Genomic DNA, 18,457 nt, shown 5'->3' with positions numbered 1-18,457 from the left:
CTCGATCTAGAATGGCTTTCAAAAGGGGAGTATGTGTTTTGCTATTTTATCTCCAGAGGACGTGAGATGGCTTCTCATGCTTTCGAAATAGTTTGAGCTAACAGCAGCAGCCCCAGGCATTTTTTGCCTGGAGCTGATTAATCAAAAAATGTTCCGTTGGGAATCAATTAATGAGCACTTATGATGTTAAACAGTTCACTCACAACAACCAAGATGCCGACAGCCGTTGAAAGGGCGATCAGCCACGTTGCCTTTAGCTCTGGATAGTGGAACTTTTTGGCATTGAGTTTCTGGAAGAGGTAAACGGGCAGCAAGATGGCAATCACAGCCAAAATCATACCGGCAAATCCTAAGACCGAAATAAAAGCGTTTGGTACGTAAAGAACAACCAAATAGGCCGGTAAAATGGTGAGGATGGCAGCCAATAGATTTCTTGCATTTTCGTTAGGAATCTTGACTGCTAGCATATTTTTTAAACTATCACATAAGCCAATTCCAACCCCAATGACCGAAGTTGAAACGGCCAGGATTGAAATACACCACACCAGCAATTGGACCGCGGGCCATTCGGCAATTTGACTAAGCGCTTGAATTAACTCTCCAACTTCGACTTCTCCTGCTGCCATTTGGCTATAGAAGGCAGGATTATTGTGATGAATGACGCTTAAAACGCTACAAGACCATACGATGTAGACAATGGCAGGAATCAAGCTTCCCCATAAAAAAGCTTGTTTGAGAATTTTACTATCGCGATGGCAATAATTTGTGACGGTATGGAAAATAACTTGAAAGCCGAAGGAGGTAAAGACGACCGGTAGCAAACCGAGCCAGCTTGTTAGATCACGCCATTTTGGGGCAAATAGAGGCATGTCTGTCCAGTCAACAGATAAGACTAAACCTGCAACCAGGATAGATATGATGGCGAGCAGTCCAATAAAAAGCAGCCGATTGATGTAGTCAATGGCTTTCAAAGGCAATAACAGCAGTCCTATACTAATAAGAGCATAGTAGGTAGCGATGCGATTGAAGGAGTACTCCATTAAACTGTTTGATTTTATTAATTCTTGAACGACAGAGCTTCCTCCATAGATAAAAACGGCAAGGAGGGAATAAGAAAGCAGCTTTAAGCTTCCGACTCCGATTAATTCGGCCATCTTTCCTGAATAAAGCCTACCAAGTGATCCAAGGGTGAGTCCTCGGCCAGCTTGTAAATTGAGCTCGACGTTGATCAATGAGGTATAGTACATGATAAACCAGATGAACAGCATGAGGAGAATGCTTGGAATAAGACCCAAGTTAGCCAAAACCATAGGTAATGCAATCATTCCGCTGCCGATACAGGTGCCTGCTATGAGTAAGACAGCTCCGGTTTTTATTTGCTTTGCATGCATCGTGTTTCCTTATAGTGGTGAAATCAAAGCGATAGGTGCGATAATTATAGTCGTCCCCATCACTAAACAAAAGTTAAATAAATTGGTTTATGGATTATGGCCAGGCATTGGGCATTTATTTCCGCTGGCCTTTGTTTTTGGCTACTAAATCGAGCGTCGATTAATTTTTTCATGAGTCACTCTTAAAAAAAGTATGTTATTTATGGGCAAAAAAAAGCCCCGCTTCAAGCGGGGCTTTTTATAGACACTTGTTTTTTACAAGCACTAACAATCCTCCCGCCTCGTGGGTAGCATAAAAAAGAAAAAGAAATAGGCGGTTTTGGTTCGTTGCATCTAATAAAACTCTCTTGTAAATCAACAATTTATCAAATCAGTAGATTCTCTGCCACTTTTTCTACCTAAACTAAAAACAAAGCCCAAGTTTATTTAAACTTGGGCTTTAAGACCTTTACTGAGTAAGGTTATATTTACTGAGTAAGGTCGTAATGAGTGAGCTCAATGACAGGGGCGTCATTTTCACCTAATGTGATGCTATAATGAATGCTCCCTTTGATGCCTGGAGCTTCAATACTCGTTTCTAAGTCAGAATTTACATTATCCAAAGATTCGCGAACAATATTTGTTTCGCCTTCGACGACAAAGTTTACTTTCTGAATGGCTTGACTTTCAGGATCTCGAATAACTTCAAGCTGGATGGGTGGCAACTGGTCTGGAAACCTTAGGACAGCCTTAAAATTGCGTCCCTCTTCTTCCCATTGATGGGGAGCGGATGCGATTGTAAATAAAAGGAGAGGAGCATCAAAAATAATGTTTAAGCTGCTTTGCGTACAAGCACTTTGAATGATTTTTTCCCATTTCTTATCGTTCTCATGGATAATGAGGGCTTTTATTCCTTCAACCCCTTTATTAACGCGCGCGGCTAAAACTTGCGAGATATCGTCGTTTTCGCGTGGCTGTATATTGGGAAAAGGACTTTGATCATTAATTTTTTGAGCTAGGTCCTTGCGCTTGAATTGGATGTCTCTTTCCATGTCTTTTTTAAATTGAAGAGTGTAGGGAGTGTCTCTTGAGAAATCGACTCCCTCTTTAAGGTCTTGGACGATTTTTTTGGTTAACAACTGTTCCACTTCCTGTTTCGTGGCAACTTCTTTTGCTTGCCCAACAATGGCGGGGATTTCATTAGTGAGTTGTTCGATTTTAGTCCGCCTATCTTCTAAGACCCTATTTTTAGTCGTTTCCTTAGCTTCTAAGACCCTATTTTCAGCCTTTTCCTTAGCTTCTAAGACCCTATTTTCAGTCGTTTCCTTAGCTTCTAAGACCCTATTTTCAGCCTTTTCCTTAGCTTCTAAGACCCTATTTTCAGTCGTTTCCTTAGCTTCTAAGACCCTATTTTCAGTCGTTTCCTTAGCTTCTAAGACCCTATTTTCAGTCGTTTCCTTAGCTTCTAAGACCCTATTTTCAGCCATTTCCTTAGCTTCTAAGACCCTATTTTCAGCCATTTCCTTAGCTTCAGCAAGACTTTTTTTGATATCTTTAGTTTCTTCTCGAAAAGCTTTATCGCTCTCTTTAAGCGCTTTAAAGGCCGAAATACCAAAAAGCGATGCAAAGGCAGACACTACATAGGCGATTTGTCTTCCCAAAACCTTTAGGGGCTCATTTCTTTTGGCGGTGCGGGCATCGATTAATCGCTCTGTCAAATCAGAAATTTTTCCGCTCAAGTTATAAAATTTTTTAATATCAATGTTTCCTTTTTTATAGCTACCAGAGAGGAATTCAAGTTGCGACTTTGAAATATCGGTAATCTCTTTGATTGAAAGCTTCTTACCTTGCTCTCCTTTTTTCACCCAAATATACAAGTGATCCCCAAAAGTTTTTCCTCTCGATTGAACAGCTTCTTCCAGAATCGTAGCCCATCGATTAGGATTAACATTTGATAATGGATTAACTGTCATAACAACCTCTTTTTGTTAATTACTTTCTAATGACTATTATAAAACAAATGAATTAATTTTGTTTGGATTTTTGTTAAATTTTATTTAAAACTGTTATTATTTAATAAAAAAGTAAAGTAAATATTTGATTTGCATTAGTTTAAGCCATTTATTAGTTTTAGGGATTGTTAGGGAAATTTTTAAAAAATATTGTGATTAACGTTAATATGCGTTGAGATAGAAAGGTGATAGGTTGCAGGTTCTGCGCCAGATCAATACAAAGGTAGGGAAGATGAGAGAAGAGGCTTTACATGCGAGTGATTATGAGACGTTTCTTTTGGGGGGCGACTTACCGGTCCGTCGTTTAGGATTCGGTGCGATGCGGATCACGGGTTATGGAGTTTGGGGGGATCCTGAAAATCCGCAAGAGGCATTGGCCGTGTTGAAGCGGGCTCTCAAGCTCGGTATTAATTTGATTGATACGGCCGATTCTTACGGTCCGGCGACTTCGGAAGATTTGATTGCTCAGGCGCTTTATCCCTATCCTTCAGACCTTGTTATTGCGACCAAAGGAGGGCTTGTAAGGCCGGGACGGGATGCATGGGTGCCAGTCGGGAGACCGGAGTATTTGATTCAGTGTGTGGAAATGAGTCTAAGGCGCCTTCGGATTGATCGGATCGATCTCTATCAGTTGCATGCCATCGACCCAGAGGTGCCGCTTGAAGACTCTTTGGGGGCCTTGAAGGCAATGCAAGAGCAGGGAAAAATCCGGCACATAGGCCTATCAAATGTTTCAGTGGCCGAGATTGAGAGGGCGAGAAAGATAGTCGATGTGGTTTCTGTCCAAAATCACTATAACTTGCGCAATCGCCATTCAGAGAAGGTTTTAGATTACTGTGAACAACATCAATTAGGCTTTATTCCTTGGTATCCAATTGCAAGCGGCGATTTGGCACAGCCAGGCGGCATTCTCAATGCAATAGCTAAAGAAAAAGAAAGCACTCCTGTGCAGGTAGCACTTGCTTGGCTGCTTAAGCGCTCTAAAGTCATGCTGCCAATACCTGGGACCTCATCTGTGAAGCATTTGGAAGAAAACATGGCAGCCGCCAGTCTTGAATTAAGCGATCAAGAATTTGCACAGCTGCAGGCCTGGAAGGATGGAGGCAATCTTTGATAGTATCTGCTTAAGGCATTCATTTATTTCCGGCGATGAGCTCCAGCCAATAAGCCTGCATGGTTGGTGAAAGATAGGGGGTAAGCTTTTGATATTTGACTCGTTTGGCGTGAAAAGATTGCGTGTCGACAAAGGCAATGCGCCCATCTTTGGAAATGGGGCAATTCGCGGGTTTGGTGCAGTCAAACAATCCAAGTTCGGTCACGATTGTATAAAGTGCTTCCAAGTATTCATTCGTGACCCACTCGCTTCCCCAAAAGGCTACATTTATTGCGTCATCGTAAAGGTCCATGTCCTCTTCGACTAAAATAAAATACTTTTTCAATGCATGGTTAGAAGCGTTTGAGCCGTTATCTGGCAGCTGGTAGATCCATTTATGAGGCACTTTTAAAAGATGCCCATAGCCATGGCTGGCGATCGCTTGTCTGATGAGTTCTGCCCCTAAAATGCGCTTGATCCAAAAGTAATACTCAGGCTTGCCTGAGTGATAATCTTGAACATCGAGATAGGCCTTGATAACATATCCCTTTAGCTCTGGATGCCTTGTGACAATGATTTGAGTGTGGTGCTGCGGTAACGCTTTATCAAAACTCGCCGCTTCCATAGATTGCAAGTCATAAAATGCCTGTACGTTGGATAGAATGTCATCAAGCTTTATTTTAGCTGCATGGTTAGAAGGGATGAGAAAGGGGGTGATTTGAGTCCAGACGGAAGTAGAGGGGGATGCGGGGTTGAAAGCAGGCGATAAGAGCCTTGTTTTTAAACTTTCTACAGGCTCTTGAGTTAGCTCAAACCATTCATAGATTTCGCATCCCTTGCAAATTGCGCGCTCTTCAATCCCTTGAATAGCGTTTAGGGGAATTGCAAGTAGCGCGTAAAGAGTTAAAAAAGCGTGCCGGATTGGAGTCTTCATCGTCGTTTTTTATTGCTTGGAAGTTGAAAGCGTTAATTTTTTTCGTTAGAGATGTATCAATTTTTTTATTTGTCTGACAATCGTTTTTCCAGATGCAGAGGGATTTTTGCTAGGTTTATTAACATCTTCTTGGCTATGCTAGCAGAAAAATAGGATTTTTTATGAAAGCTTTTATAACTAACAGTTTGATACGAAAAATAAATGCCGATGGGGCTATTAGCGAGAAAAATCTGCTTGTTGAGGCTTGTGTAGAAGGGGGGCTCTTAGCGGCTGGGCAGCCCTTAAAGCTTCTATTCGATTGGCCTGCATTTTTAGAGTCGATTGAATTAGGTTCTCTGTTTTGGTCATTTCCCTCTTTCGAGCAGAGCCAACTCTTTAATTTCATGATTGCAGTCCTTGCTCAAGAAGAGCAAAAAGACGAGCTACTCATTCGCTTATACGATCAGGTCTTTGTCGAGTGTTTGACCCAGGTTAAAGCTCTACCTCAAATCGATCAATCCTTCCTTCTCGATCAAATTCAAAAGAAAAGGCGTTTTGCTTTGTTTTCGCAAGCAGGCTATCTCTTTTCTGCGCCGCTCGATCATTATGAAAGAATGCTCGTAGAAAATCCTTATAATACCCTTCATGATCTCACCTTGTATCTTGCATGGGATCGCGTCTGTGTGAATTTGGCCATGATATTTGAGAATCCTTCTGCATTGAAACTGAGCGGTTTGGAAGTCTTAAAACAGTGCTTGGTCGAGTCTTTTCAACACATTACAGGCCAAGGTCGGACGGCTCCTGGTTTTTTCAGATTGATAGAGGCGTTTTATGCCTTTCAAATGAGAGAAGAAAATCTTCAGATCCATACAGATACTGAATGGCTGGTTCTTTGTCAAAGCGCACCAGCTTTGCGGCCGCGCGATAGTCTATGCGACGCCGTTTACATTGATGAGAGTATCATCAATTCACAAGTTATTGCAGATCCTTTGTCTGAGATGAGAAAAGTGAAGATCCTGACTTTGGATTCGGTCGATAAAGTAAAGGCTAGTTTATCTCTTGGCAGGTACATGATTGAAAAATTGCAAAAAGAGGTTCTCGACTGGGGTTATGCTCTTCGCTCTGTAGAAGTCATTTGTTTCAGAGAGGAAAAAGCAGGACTTGCTATCGAGTCGGTGTTTTTTTGATCTTGCCTCTATTGTACAAATCGGCTTAACTACGGTCTTAATGGTCGCAATGAGTGGGCATCATTCGTTTTTGAGAAAAGATTAGAGCCTAATGAAGATTGTTTAGCAGGCTCTGGTAAAATCAAAGTGGGAGGGGTCATGGGAATCATTAGTACGGTTGTAATCGGCTTTATCGTAGGACTTTTTGCACGAGCCCTCATGCCTGGAAGAGATCCTCTAGGCCTTATTCTCACAACGCTTCTTGGAATTGGAGGAGCTGTCGTTGGAAAATTCATTGGCGATACGCTTGGCGTTTATCGGCAGGATCAATCTGCCGGGTTTTTTATGTCATTGGTCGGGGCGATGATTCTTCTCTTTTTATATAATCGCTTTGGCCGCAAGGAAGTGGAGAATCAGGACAGGTAAAAGAGAGCTTGCAGTTTTGTATAAAAACCGGCCTATGCATGTGTGCATCGCATGCCTTTGCTTATAAAACTTGTTGAGATCTCAGTGCTTACTCGGTAATATAGTTCCTAATATAATATTATGGAGTAAGTATCGGTGTTTTTTTCTTCGGAACAGCCTAAAAATCAATCCAATGTTCAAGTTTTAGAATTATTTAAAGAGGCAAGTCTTAACCGTGAAGCTTTTTGGGCTAAGCAGGCCAATACTCTTCATTGGTTTCAAACTTGGAATCAAGTCCTGCAATGGCAGCCACCTCACGCTAAATGGTTTGTAGGCGGTAAGCTCAATGCTTGCTATAACTGTCTCGATCGCCATATGGGAACCGAGACGCGCTATAAAAAAGCGCTCATTTGGGAAGGGGAACGCGGAGAGGTTAAAACCTTAACGTACGAAGAGCTTTTTGCAGAAGTCTGTAAACTAGCCAATGTTCTTAAATCCCTCGGCATTCAAAAGGGGGACCGGGTTGCTCTTTATCTTCCCCTCATTCCAGAGTCGGTTGCTGCAATGCTGGCGTGTGCACGCATTGGAGCCGTGCATACTGTCGTGTTTGGCGGATTTTCGGCTGAAGCTTTAAAAGACCGCATCAATGATGCCGAAGCAAAGCTTGTCATTACGGCTGATGGTGGATTTCGCAAAGGCAAAGTTATCCAATTAAAAGAAGCTGTCGACATTGCCCTGCAAGAGTGTCCGAGTGTTGAGCATACTATCGTCATCAAACACACTAAAGAACCCATTCCTATGCAACCTGGAAGGGATTTATGGTATGATCAATTGATGCAAGACGCTTCTAGCCAATGTCTGGCAGTGGAGATGGACGCAGAAGACATGCTTTTTATCCTTTATACTTCTGGCACGACCGGCCATCCCAAGGGAATTGTTCATACGACAGGCGGTTATATGGTGGGCGTGGCGGCGACGACTAAATGGGTGTTTGATGTTAAGCCTTCCGATATCTATTGGTGTACCGCCGATATTGGCTGGATCACAGGCCATAGTTATGTCGTTTATGGACCGCTTGCCAATGGAATGACTCAGCTTTTGTATGAAGGGGCTCCTGATTGGCCTCAGCGCGATCGTTTTTGGAAGTTAATCGAGAAGCATAAAGTCACGACTCTCTATACTGCACCGACTGCCATTAGAATGTTTATGAAATGGGGTGAAGAGTGGTTAAAGAAGCACGATCTTTCTTCTTTGCGGCTGCTTGGATCTGTTGGTGAGTCTATCAATCCGGAGGCTTGGATGTGGTATTATAAGCATGTGGGTCTGGAAAAGTGTCCGATCGTTGATACCTGGTGGCAGACTGAGACGGGGAGTATCATGATTGCACCTTTGCCGGGATTTACGCCTCTAAAGCCCGGGAGTGCGGCATTTCCCCTTCCCGGAATAGATGTTGCCATTCTTAACGATAAAGGAATGGATGTTAATTTTGGCTATCTGGTCGTGACTTCGCCTTGGCCTTCGATGCTAAGAGGGATTTATAATGACCCTGAGCGCTACGAGGAAGTCTATTGGAAAAAATGGAATGGCCGCTACTATTTTACGGGTGATGGGGCTAATCGCGACAAAGACGGCTATTATTGGCTATTGGGACGAGTTGATGACGTGATTAATGTGTCAGGCCATCGTATTGGAAGTATCGAAGTGGAAAGTGCTTTAGTGGATCATTCAAGCGTTGCAGAAGCCGCCGTCATTGCCATCAGCCATCCTATCAAGGGTCAAGCCATTGCGGCCTTTACCTCTTTAAAGGAAGGATTTGAGCCAGGAGAATACCTAGCTGAGGTTTTGAAGCATCACGTTGTTGAAAAAATCGGGGCCCTTGCAAGACCAGAAAAAATTATTTTTGTTCGCGACCTTCCCAAAACACGAAGTGGTAAAATCATGCGACGCCTGCTTCGGGACATTGCAGAAGGACGGATCCTCGGAGATGTCACGACGCTTGCCGATCCGCTAATCATGAATGAGCTTAAAATTCAGTATGAAGAGGATTGAGCATCATCCATGGGGGAGGGTGCCGGACTTTTTTTGCAAGAGCTCCGCAGGTTTAAACTGGGAGCCCTGGATTGCTATCTTAGGCCTTCATTTACGGCGGCGGACTGCATAACCGTATGGTGTGGGCCATGAAGGAGCTTGGTTGAGGGCGTATTCCGCTTTTAGGGCCCAGTAAGGCTCGCGTAGAAACTCTCTGGCTAAAAATACAAGATCGGCTTCTCCGGAGGTAATGACGTCATTGGCTTGATGAGGATCGGTTATCAGTCCAACGGCTCCAGTTAGGATTTTAGCCTCTTCTCGAATTTGAGCTGCGAAAGGAACCTGGTAATTAGGCCCAACCGGAATTTTGGCATGTGGGACTAAGCCACCAGTGGATGTGTCGATGAGATCGACTCCTAACGATGATAGGCTTTTAGCAAGCGTAACAGACTGCTCCAAGTCCCATCCTCCTTCTTCCCAGTCGGTTGCTGAAATGCGAACAAAAAGAGGCATACTTGGTGGAATGATGGAGCGTGTATCTTCGACTACTTCGCAAAGCAATCGAATGCGATTTTGCAAGCCTCCGCCATACTCATCGGTCCGATGGTTGCTTAAAGGCGAAAGAAATTCGTGAAGTAAATACCCATGGGCTGAGTGGATTTCAATGATTTGAAATCCGGCTTTTAGGGATCGGTGGACACTTCTTTTGAAGGCCTCTTTGATTTCGGTAATGCCTTGTTTGTCCAATTCTTTTGGTAAGGGATTGTTTTCGGAGAATGCAACCGCGCTTGGGGCTACAATAGGCCATCCACCCTCGGTCGGCAATAAGCCATGCCCTCCAAGCCAGGGGACGGCGCAACTTCCTTTACGTCCTGCGTGCGCAAGTTGAATGCCTGGAATTGAGCCCATGCGGTCGATGAAGGCGGCAATGCGTGCGAGCGGCTCGATTTGTTTATCATCCCAAATTCCAAGATCTCCTGGCGAAATACGCCCTTGAGCTGTTACGGCTGTGGCTTCGGTGAAAACCAATGCGGCACCGCCAACGGCTCGGCTACCCAAGTGAACGAGATGCCAATCATCTGCGAATCCATTTTCAGAGGAGTATTGACACATAGGGGAGACGGCAATACGGTTTTTGAGTTTAACACCCCTAATGCTTAAAGGACTTAATAAATCAAAATCTGGAAAACTGCGATCATGGTCGACTTCTGATTGGCAGCCTGCATGATGTCTTGGTTCTTTGTCAAAATATGGATTCATGGCTTTTCCCTTTTGCTTTTCCAATAAAATAAGAGCTTTTCCGTCTTATAAAGGGGTTTTCATTTTTTGCCTAGCCTCTAAATAGGCGATGATTGCGTGTAAATCCGTATGGATAAGGGGTCTTGCTCGTTTTGCGAGTGAAGTTTTGCGAACGGTTGGATTCAAGAGACTCAGGGGATAAAGAGAGGGTTCTTATATTTTTGGAAGAGTAGAATAAGCGATTGCACGTCGAAAGAGCCATTTACGTGCTGAAGAATGTAGTCGGTATAGAGTTTGACCTCGGGGATGCGTTGACTTGCGATTCCTATGGCTATTCCAATGAGTAAAAAGTGGGTTTTAGAGACTCTAAAAGGAAGAAACTGGGTCAATCTCATGGTTGGTAGTCAAAGGGGATAAGGTTTTCGGTGTTAATATATTGAAATTCAATCAGAATTAGAATGATAAGTCGCATGGTTTTGAGATCTGCTATCAAGGAAGGAGTCTAATTGTAAAAAGCTTAAATTTCAAATGGATGAATCCAAAATTCTAAATCAATCGCTCTTCTGCACTCCATTTCATTTTTGCCTTTCTCACAGTTCCTAAATCACATGAGGGCAAAAGGCCGAATTATCTGCCATCCTACTTGCGATTCACATTTATGGTAGCAGGGATCCTATGGATGGCTTAGTTTATTACCTTCTGTTTTTCGAAAAATGAAAGCCAGGGCTAATCCTACAAAGAAGCCGCCAATGTGGGCCATGTAGGCCACTCCTCCCTCGTCATTTTTGACCGAATAGAGGGTTCCTGCACCACTCACTAACTGTAAAAAAATCCAGATTCCTATGACGACGAGGGCTGGCATTAAGACAATGGATTGTCCCACTAAGACTTTGACTTTTTGGCCTGGGTAAAGAAGAATATAAGCGCCGAGAATGCCAGCGATTGCTCCTGAGGCTCCAAGGTTTGGAATGGTAGAATCGGGAACGAATACGTATTGGGCTAGTGTCGCTGCTAGCCCGCTTAAAAGATAAAAAAGAATGTATTTAAATCGCCCCAACCGATCTTCGACATTGTCTCCGAAAATCCACAAGTAAAGCATATTACCAGCCAAGTGCATCCAACCCCCATGCATAAACATGGATGTAAACAAGGTGATGACGTTGTTCCAAGGATGGGCCGAGAATCTGCTTGGAACAAAGGCCCAGCGCTGAATAAACTCCATTCCTCCCTGCAGTTCTGCGAAAAAAAATAAAATATTCAAAGCCAGCAAAATATAAGTGACATAAGGGGTGCTTTTTCTAGACGAATTATCATCTCCAAGAGGCATCATAAAAAGAATTCTCGATTTAAGGTAATAAAAAAATTGATCATGGCGATAAAGCGAATTTTTTGTCTATGATCCATTTTTTTATAGTTCAGACAAGGATCTTGCTGATCTTTTTAAAATAAAATGTTGATGAATTGACAACATACAAGTGTTCTGATCTAATCCCGATAGGTAATGCTCAGAAACTTGCATCAGCGAGCAAAAAGCATTGCTTCGTGATGCTGGGGTGAATTTTATATGCAAAGGCATTTTTAAGCGTTTGGAGAAAAGTAAAATTTATTGGAGGAAACTATGGTAAGCACACTAAGCAAACAAAAACACAAAGACTATCAAAAAGAATTTAAAGAAGAATTCATGCAAAGAGCCATCGAACTTAGCCGGCGCGCTTCAATTATTGAAAAGACGGGCGGTGTATTTGGGGCCGTGGTTGTGAAAGATGGCAAGATCATTGCAGAAGGATACAATCAAGTTCTTAAGCACAAAGATCCGACATGGCATGCTGAAATGCAGGCAATTCGCGAGGCTTGTAAAAAGCTTGGAACACCTCATCTTGAAGGATGCATTTTATACACAAGCGCTGAGTGTTGTCCGATGTGTTTAGCTACGGCCTATTGGGCGCATATCGATCATATTTTCTATGGTGCGACAATGGATGATGCGCTGAAATACGGAAATTTCCAAGATACCGACATCTTGGATGAATTGCGCAAAGACTCAAAGGATCGCCGTATTCAATTTTCTGAAAAGATGCGTCCAGAGGCTGTTGAAGTCTGGAAAGAGTTTGCTAGTATGCCAGGCCACGGCCATTATTAATCTTAGCAAATAGTAGGGGTATTTTATGACAGCAACCGACAAGATCACCATTTTCACAACTAAAGTTAAGGTACCTCCCAAGTCCAAGGCGGCATTTAGCGATTGGCAAGCCAAACTAAATACCGCCATTGCCAAATTTCCTGGATTTGTCAGCCTGGAAATTTTATCTTCGCTTGAAAAAGAAACTCCCATTTGGACCCTTGTGCAGCGCTTTCATGACCCGGAAGATGTTGTGGCATGGCGTGCCTCGCCGGATCGGTTGAAACTCCGAGAGGAATTGAAAGGGCTTTTGGGTAAGGAAGGGCAAAATGCCATTCAAGAGATCGAGACAGGAGCATCTCATTTGCAAGGAGGAGTAACCGAAGTCTTCGTCACTCAGATAGCTTTGGAGCATGAAGAGGCTTATCGTGAATGGATTGCAAAGATTCACCAAGCCGAGTCGAAGTTTCCAGGTTTTCGCGGAATGTATGTCCAGTCGCCTAATACAAGTAAAGGGCGCTATTGGATTACCCTTTTACAATTTGACACGCCTGAAAATCTAGATCATTGGCTTTCTTCGCCAGAACGGCATGAGGTTTTAAAAGAGTCGACGTCGTTGATTTCGTCGCTTGAAAGCCATCGCATCATAACTCCCTATGCGGGCTGGTTCTCTTCGATCGCAAAAGAGGGAGTCGTGCCTGCTGTCTGGAAGCAAACTATGTTGGTTCTATTGGTTCTCTTTCCGGTCGTCATGCTTGAGCTCAAATATCTTTCACCATGGACAGCTAAGCTCAATATGGCTCTTGGCACATTCATTGGCAATGCGATTAGTGTGACATTACTTGCTTGGCCGCTGATGCCCTTTGCCATCTGGTTATTAAGCTGGTGGCTGATCCCAAGTAGCAATCGCAATCGAGCGGTGACGTTTGGTGGATTTTTGTTAGTGATGGGGCTTTATGCGGCTGAAATAGCTCTTTTGTGGCATCTCTTATGAGGGCTTTTTTGAAAGTAGAGAGCAAGTGCCCCTTCTAAATTTTTCTGATCTTTAGAGAGTCATTCCACTTCATCAGCTGCTTTAATCAAGGCAAGCTTTTCTTGGCGGCTCATTTTTTTGATGGAAATTTCCCGTTTTGTCGCCTCGGAACGATTGACATGTTCTTCGCGAAACACGATTTTTTCAGGAGCCGATAGTTTAAAGAAGCGCGCTCCATTTTGTTGTTTTTGATGTTCGTTAAAGCGGCGCTGAACATCTTTGCTAATGCCTGTGTACAGCTTTCCCGAACGCGTTTGAATCATGTACACTTCCCACCCATCCCCTGGCATGTCAATCCTTTTCGTCATTTGAACTGAGAGTATATCTGCGAGAGGATTAAGATTCATCTCTTAAATGGCATGCGGACTTCTCATTCATTCTCTTCAAACGCTTTCTTTGTGAGGATACTCTCTCATATAGTAATAAAGAAGAGCTAGGTAGATGAGCGGCATGACTAGGTCATCTGTCCAAACAAAGAGACCAAAATTTTCAGGAGCAGTATTTCCCCGCTGTAGATAGTCGACAATGTGTACAACTAAGGCACCTAAAAGAAAAATGCACTGTCCAATGATCGTTGCCAGCCAAAATGTGCTGCGATAGCTAAAAGCCATGATACCTAAAATGCCAAAAGCCAGATTGGCCGCCGCCACCTCTTGTTGAAAAGGATTACCAGGAGGCCATCCAATTAAGGTCGCTGTTTCATAAGATATAGCTGTATGAGCATAAAAACCCAAGAGTCCCATGATGCCTATATTAAAAAAAATGAGGTAAGAGAGAATAATCTCTACTTTTTTATTCCACTCTTTTTTCACGACCAAATGAATGAAACTGCAGATCAATGCACATAGACATAAGATGATTGGAATCATTTCCTTTTTCCTTTCCTTTATAACCTGAGTTTTGGATGTATTGCGCTTAGAGGAACTCAGACTTAAATCAAATGTCATAGTTTTTTCTTACATTCTTTACCAGAGATTTTATCCTCAACCTGACTGGGATAAATGTTGCAACTAATAATTTGATTTATGTTTTCTTAATATTATTTTAATATTAATTAAATTAATTTTATTTATTTTATATTTAAATAATAAATTAGAGAGATGTTATGGGAGAGTCATTCATTTGCAATCCTTCGGCTTCAGTAGCGAGGGGAATAGAAGACCTTATTATTAAGGGTGAGAATAGCAATAGTTTAGTTCTGACTGCTAGCTGCCATCTTTTATCCAGGTTCATGAGTGTCACAGTCTTCCCAACTTTTTTAGCATTAGAGTTACTATTCAAACGGGTTCCCAAACTATTATTATCGATTCCATTTTCGCGAAGCGATCAGGTTGCGAGTCAAAAGTTCCATAAAAATAGTCAGAAAATTGAGAAGTTTTGTTTAGGCATTTTGTTTTCACCTCTTGGCATCCGCTCTGCAGATGGAGTCTCTGGCTTGTTTCTTAAGAATATTAAGTCGAATAGAATCATTAGACCCTTCGGTGTTGAAACGCAGTATGGAAGGGAAATACCTGGGCAAGGCATTCAATATCCAGAGAGCGTTGAAGAGTTAAAGGAACTTGTCAAGCAAGCCAAGCGAGAAAATAAACAAGTCTCGGTCATTGGCGCTGGAATGAGCCAAGGTGCTCAGACGGTTCCTGCAAACGACAACTGCCTCGTGATTAATATGAGTCGATTAAAGTCTTTGACATTTAGCGAAGATAATCAGACAGCGACTGTGCAAGCCGGCGCGACGTGGGAAGAAATTCAGATCGAAGCGAATAAGAGAGGGATGTCTGTCATTGTCAAGCAGGCCTCAGATCTTTTTACTGTGGGTGGATCGATTGGCATTAACTGTCATGGCTGGGCGCATAAAGACGGGGCAATTGCCTCAACGGTTGAGTCGCTCGACATCATTGATGCTAATGGCGACTTACGTACGTTGACGCCCGATGACGAGATGTTTGGATGCATGTTTGGAACGCTTGGTTATTTTGGAGTCATTGTCAGTGCCAGATTGAAGTTAACAGCGAACGAGCATTTGATTGAGAAAACAACCGAAGTGAGTTTGGATGAGTTTATCACCCATTACAAGACGCATATTAAAGACCAAGATATTCCTTTATTTGGCGGACGGCTTGTGCTCGATAATTTGGATGGGAATCCGCTTCGCCAGGTGTGCATGGTCACTTATGAGAAAGACACCGCTGTTGCCGAAGCACAGCAAGCAATTCCAGTGTTGACACAAGATTTTACACCAGAACCGAAAGCTGGAACAAGAATTGAGCGCATTGCTCTTCAAGCGCTTAGCCGCCTCTCTTATTTTACCACGCGAAGACTGATCAATAAATTTTGGAGTAAAGAAAGGCAGGTCATGCTTGAGGGAAGGAAACTGACGCGCAATGAAGCGCTTCATCCGCCAATCAATGCCTTTAGAATGCTTCAAAACTCTAATTTACATGCACAGTGGCTGCAAGAGTATTTTATCAAGGAAGAAAATCTTCCGAATTTCCTCAGATTTTTAGGTGCTCAATTGAAAGCCAATGAAGTGCGCTTGGTCAATGCGACGATTAGGCCAACTCCACAAGATAATATCTCCGTTTTGCCATATGCAGAGCAGGACCGTTATGCCGTCGTCATCTGCTTTAGCCAATTGAAGACGGAGAAGGAAATTGAGCGCACAAAGAATTGGATTCAAGAGGTCAATCAATACCTTGTCACACAAGGGGATGTCTATTATCAGGCCTACATGCCTTATGCAACGCAAGAGCAGTTCGAACAATGCTATGGCGCAGAGCGTGTTGCAAATCTAAGAAGACTTAAGCAACAGTATGACCCAACTCATGTGTTTAGCAATGGTCATACACAAAAATATTACGACGTAACTTAGGAGAGAGAATGCTTAACATAAGCGCAGCAACCGTTAATCCAATTGTTCCTGTCAATCAAGACATACAGCCTGTTCAATCGCAAATGAATGTGTCCCCTCTTTTTCCGCGCGGCGATGTGCAACCTCCTTCGGATTTTAGACGTGTTTTTCAAACCTCGAATCAGATGAAAGGGGAATTTGTAAAGTTTCTTAAAACGATTTTCTATCGTCTAGACGAAAAGAAAGTTCTGGCCTTGATGGAAAACTTGCTTGGAGATCCAACAAAAACAGATGAACAAGTCTACACAGAGTTGGTTGCTCAAATTCATACAACCAAGAAAAACTTTTCATCCCTGAAACAATTGTGGTCGCTCTTTGTGTTGAAGAAGGGGATGGGCAGTCAAGTTGCTGAGTTCATGCAGGGATTTAGAAAAGAGAAGTTTTGCGATTACCTGGAAATTTATGATCGCCGCTACGTCGATACGATCCGCAAAACAGCCAAGCTGCCATTGAATGGCTCTGTCATTGCTGTTTGTAATAGTCCAGAGATTGGATTTGGAGATCGCATTCAAGCAGGCGCCTTATTAGGGTCTTATCCTTATAAGCAGCATGTGGCTTTAAATGACAACGACTGTGAAGATCCTTTTCTAAATCCGGAAAAAACTCATCGGCCAATTGGCGATGAAGTTGCTGATGGAAGCGTTGACATGATCGCGTGTGTGGGCGGACTGCATCACATTCCGGCCGATCGAGTAGAGCCTTTTACTCAATCGATGCATAGCAAGCTAAGACCGGGCGGAGTCATTTTCATTCGAGAGCATAATGTTGCAGATCAAGCAGGGGCGGCTCAGTTGCCTAAAGAAGACTTAAGGGCCATTGCATCTGTCGTTCATAGCTTTGTCAATGCCTCTGATGGCGTTAGCTGGGAAGTGGAAAGCAAAGAAGTGCGCGAGTTTAAAAGCAGCGAAGAGTGGGTCCAGTTAATGCAAACGCATGGCTTTACGCGTATCTCGGATAAGGCTCTTGTTTTGCCTGGTGATCCCACAGAAAATGCGATGTTGGCATTTGTGAAGGCTCCGACGAACTTAGAAGAGCTCCAACAAGCCATCAGCTATCGCAATGACTGTACACGTCCTAAAAATGGGACATGGGCAACATGGATTGAATGGGGAAATGTGCGCTTTTCAAAGCAGTATGCCGAATTTATTCAAGATCATCACAGCTATGCCTTCGATTATGTTGGACATATGCGGCAGCATTGGCGCCATTTCTATCAATTTTTAAAAGAGTCTATAAACGATAACGATGTGAAGCTGAAAGATTTGCTATTTTCAGATAACATGGCGATGAATTTGTTTATTCTTGCCACGACAACTATTCAGTGCAGCTTGAGTGCGCTGACGAATTTACCAAGCGCCTGCATCGCTCGTTGGAAGCATGGAAGCGAATGGCGCACTGTGGCCAACTTAACGGCATTGGAGAGATTTGATGCTCAGAATGAAAAAGAGTATTCAGACTTTATTGATCACACGCCCTTTTACATGTATGACTACATTGGCAAAATGAAGAGCATGTGGAGCTGCGTTTGGAATGCGCCTGAAAGCCTTGGAACAAAATTGGCAAGCGCTTTTAGTGCAGTGGGGGTAAGCCTTGGCTTCATCGCTAAGGCTATTATTTCAGCACCTATTAAAGCCTTCTACACAGCAGAAGGCAACCAGGAACCTGATACGATTAAAATCTTGATTGCTGATCCCAATAATGAACTGGATATCATTACAGCAAGATGGGAAAGGGAAAAAGATGAACGCTACCATCAAAACCAAACAATTCAGGTGATTCATCAAACACCAGATGGCCACAAGCTTGTTTCCATGCCCCGCTACAAACCCTTCACTCAGATTTGTGGCTATTTATCGGAGGCTGCGACATTGCAAGTGTTAGAAATTGGTGGGCAGAAAGAAATCTCCATTGATATCTTAGTCAATAAGCAAGAGCGGCCAGCTGTTGAAGGAGCTCGATTGATTTACGAGACAGAAAAACTGCAAGATCCGGCAGAAAAGCATTACCTGACATATCAAGTTCATCTTTCTGCACTAAAGCAATTTCAGCAAACGATTCAATTAGCCAATATTGAATATATCCACGAATAAGTTTCCATAATTCCGGCTCGAATGAGCCGGGATTATTTTTGAAAAATAAATGCCTATCATTTAAATAGGTACTGAGTTTTT

Annotated in this window: 15 protein-coding genes; 8 read left to right on the top strand and 7 right to left on the bottom strand. The window is 43.0% G+C overall.

The window, feature by feature from the left end; translation table 11 throughout:
- Positions 1-167 precede the first annotated feature (167 nt).
- On the bottom strand, positions 168-1,391 hold the full coding sequence (locus PNK_RS13125) for an amino acid permease (RefSeq protein ID WP_079992843.1): 1,224 nt from the start codon (positions 1,389-1,391) through the stop codon (positions 168-170).
- Between the two features lie 467 nt (positions 1,392-1,858).
- Positions 1,859-3,343 carry a hypothetical protein gene (locus tag PNK_RS06480; protein WP_059061074.1) on the bottom strand — a complete coding sequence of 495 codons (1,485 nt, stop codon included), beginning with the start codon at positions 3,341-3,343 and terminating at the stop codon, positions 1,859-1,861.
- A 271-nt stretch (positions 3,344-3,614) separates the two neighbouring features.
- Between PNK_RS06480 and PNK_RS06475 the strand changes: the two genes are divergently transcribed.
- Positions 3,615-4,496 (top strand): aldo/keto reductase, encoded by an 882-nt coding sequence (locus PNK_RS06475; protein WP_158021729.1) that lies wholly within the window; start codon positions 3,615-3,617, stop codon positions 4,494-4,496.
- Between the two features lie 19 nt (positions 4,497-4,515).
- On the opposite strand, the gene PNK_RS06470 is transcribed toward PNK_RS06475, so the two are convergent.
- Positions 4,516-5,409: a hypothetical protein gene (locus tag PNK_RS06470; protein WP_059061072.1), complete on the bottom strand. Its 894-nt coding sequence runs from the start codon at positions 5,407-5,409 to the stop codon at positions 4,516-4,518.
- A 161-nt stretch (positions 5,410-5,570) separates the two neighbouring features.
- Here PNK_RS06470 and PNK_RS06465 point away from each other — a divergent pair, with 161 nt between their 5' ends.
- The 3 genes from PNK_RS06465 to acs all read left to right on the top strand — a co-directional run bounded on the left by PNK_RS06465 (position 5,571) and on the right by acs (position 9,008).
- The gene (locus PNK_RS06465; RefSeq protein WP_059061071.1) at positions 5,571-6,575 is read left to right on the top strand and encodes a hypothetical protein; all 1,005 of its coding nucleotides are present in this window, start codon (positions 5,571-5,573) and stop codon (positions 6,573-6,575) included.
- Positions 6,576-6,713: 138 nt separating this feature from the next.
- Complete coding sequence (locus tag PNK_RS06460; RefSeq protein WP_032125655.1) at positions 6,714-6,980, top strand: GlsB/YeaQ/YmgE family stress response membrane protein; 267 nt, start codon at positions 6,714-6,716, stop codon at positions 6,978-6,980.
- 135 nt (positions 6,981-7,115) lie between these two features.
- The gene (gene acs / locus PNK_RS06455; protein ID WP_059061069.1) at positions 7,116-9,008 is read left to right on the top strand and encodes an acetate--CoA ligase; all 1,893 of its coding nucleotides are present in this window, start codon (positions 7,116-7,118) and stop codon (positions 9,006-9,008) included.
- Positions 9,009-9,095: 87 nt separating this feature from the next.
- Here the strand turns inward: acs and PNK_RS06450 are convergent, their stop codons facing one another.
- Positions 9,096-10,247: an NADH:flavin oxidoreductase/NADH oxidase gene (locus PNK_RS06450; protein ID WP_059061067.1), complete on the bottom strand. Its 1,152-nt coding sequence runs from the start codon at positions 10,245-10,247 to the stop codon at positions 9,096-9,098.
- A 652-nt stretch (positions 10,248-10,899) separates the two neighbouring features.
- Positions 10,900-11,556 (bottom strand): rhomboid family intramembrane serine protease, encoded by a 657-nt coding sequence (locus PNK_RS06445; RefSeq protein WP_032125653.1) that lies wholly within the window; start codon positions 11,554-11,556, stop codon positions 10,900-10,902.
- 288 nt (positions 11,557-11,844) lie between these two features.
- Here PNK_RS06445 and PNK_RS06440 point away from each other — a divergent pair, with 288 nt between their 5' ends.
- Positions 11,845-12,366 (top strand): nucleoside deaminase, encoded by a 522-nt coding sequence (locus PNK_RS06440; protein ID WP_051981986.1) that lies wholly within the window; start codon positions 11,845-11,847, stop codon positions 12,364-12,366.
- A gap of 25 nt (positions 12,367-12,391) precedes the next feature.
- On the top strand, positions 12,392-13,339 hold the full coding sequence (locus tag PNK_RS06435; protein WP_059061065.1) for an antibiotic biosynthesis monooxygenase: 948 nt from the start codon (positions 12,392-12,394) through the stop codon (positions 13,337-13,339).
- Between the two features lie 59 nt (positions 13,340-13,398).
- On the opposite strand, the gene PNK_RS06430 is transcribed toward PNK_RS06435, so the two are convergent.
- Together PNK_RS06430 and PNK_RS06425 are read right to left on the bottom strand one after the other, a co-directional pair.
- The gene (locus tag PNK_RS06430; protein WP_059061063.1) at positions 13,399-13,668 is read right to left on the bottom strand and encodes a GIY-YIG nuclease family protein; all 270 of its coding nucleotides are present in this window, start codon (positions 13,666-13,668) and stop codon (positions 13,399-13,401) included.
- A 93-nt stretch (positions 13,669-13,761) separates the two neighbouring features.
- Positions 13,762-14,247 carry a DUF6790 family protein gene (locus PNK_RS06425; protein WP_079992948.1) on the bottom strand — a complete coding sequence of 162 codons (486 nt, stop codon included), beginning with the start codon at positions 14,245-14,247 and terminating at the stop codon, positions 13,762-13,764.
- A gap of 236 nt (positions 14,248-14,483) precedes the next feature.
- Here PNK_RS06425 and PNK_RS06420 point away from each other — a divergent pair, with 236 nt between their 5' ends.
- Positions 14,484-16,247: an FAD-binding oxidoreductase gene (locus PNK_RS06420; RefSeq protein WP_059061059.1), complete on the top strand. Its 1,764-nt coding sequence runs from the start codon at positions 14,484-14,486 to the stop codon at positions 16,245-16,247.
- Between the two features lie 8 nt (positions 16,248-16,255).
- Entirely contained in the window at positions 16,256-18,376 is a 2,121-nt protein-coding gene (locus tag PNK_RS06415) for a class I SAM-dependent methyltransferase (RefSeq protein ID WP_059061057.1), read from the top strand.
- The last annotated feature ends 81 nt before the right edge of the window (positions 18,377-18,457 follow it).

Origin of the sequence: Candidatus Protochlamydia naegleriophila (assembly GCF_001499655.1) — a bacterium.
Classification (GTDB): domain Bacteria; phylum Chlamydiota; class Chlamydiia; order Chlamydiales; family Parachlamydiaceae; genus Protochlamydia; species Protochlamydia naegleriophila.
Note: the sequence above shows the minus strand (reverse complement) of the source record. Positions and strands in the feature narration are given on the sequence as shown.

Bases quoted from the DNA above. Each gene is read 5' to 3' on its own strand.
- PNK_RS13125 (WP_079992843.1), bottom strand. From the start codon at position 1,391: ATGCATGCAAAGCAAATAAAAACCGGAGCTGTCTTACTCATAGCAGGC.
- PNK_RS06480 (WP_059061074.1), bottom strand. From the start codon at position 3,343: ATGACAGTTAATCCATTATCAAATGTTAATCCTAATCGATGGGCTACG.
- PNK_RS06475 (WP_158021729.1), top strand. From the start codon at position 3,615: ATGAGAGAAGAGGCTTTACATGCGAGTGATTATGAGACGTTTCTTTTG.
- PNK_RS06470 (WP_059061072.1), bottom strand. From the start codon at position 5,409: ATGAAGACTCCAATCCGGCACGCTTTTTTAACTCTTTACGCGCTACTT.
- PNK_RS06465 (WP_059061071.1), top strand. From the start codon at position 5,571: ATGAAAGCTTTTATAACTAACAGTTTGATACGAAAAATAAATGCCGAT.
- PNK_RS06460 (WP_032125655.1), top strand. From the start codon at position 6,714: ATGGGAATCATTAGTACGGTTGTAATCGGCTTTATCGTAGGACTTTTT.
- PNK_RS06450 (WP_059061067.1), bottom strand. From the start codon at position 10,247: ATGAATCCATATTTTGACAAAGAACCAAGACATCATGCAGGCTGCCAA.
- PNK_RS06445 (WP_032125653.1), bottom strand. From the start codon at position 11,556: ATGATGCCTCTTGGAGATGATAATTCGTCTAGAAAAAGCACCCCTTAT.
- PNK_RS06440 (WP_051981986.1), top strand. From the start codon at position 11,845: ATGGTAAGCACACTAAGCAAACAAAAACACAAAGACTATCAAAAAGAA.
- PNK_RS06435 (WP_059061065.1), top strand. From the start codon at position 12,392: ATGACAGCAACCGACAAGATCACCATTTTCACAACTAAAGTTAAGGTA.
- PNK_RS06430 (WP_059061063.1), bottom strand. From the start codon at position 13,668: ATGCCAGGGGATGGGTGGGAAGTGTACATGATTCAAACGCGTTCGGGA.
- PNK_RS06425 (WP_079992948.1), bottom strand. From the start codon at position 14,247: ATGATTCCAATCATCTTATGTCTATGTGCATTGATCTGCAGTTTCATT.
- PNK_RS06420 (WP_059061059.1), top strand. From the start codon at position 14,484: ATGGGAGAGTCATTCATTTGCAATCCTTCGGCTTCAGTAGCGAGGGGA.
- PNK_RS06415 (WP_059061057.1), top strand. From the start codon at position 16,256: ATGCTTAACATAAGCGCAGCAACCGTTAATCCAATTGTTCCTGTCAAT.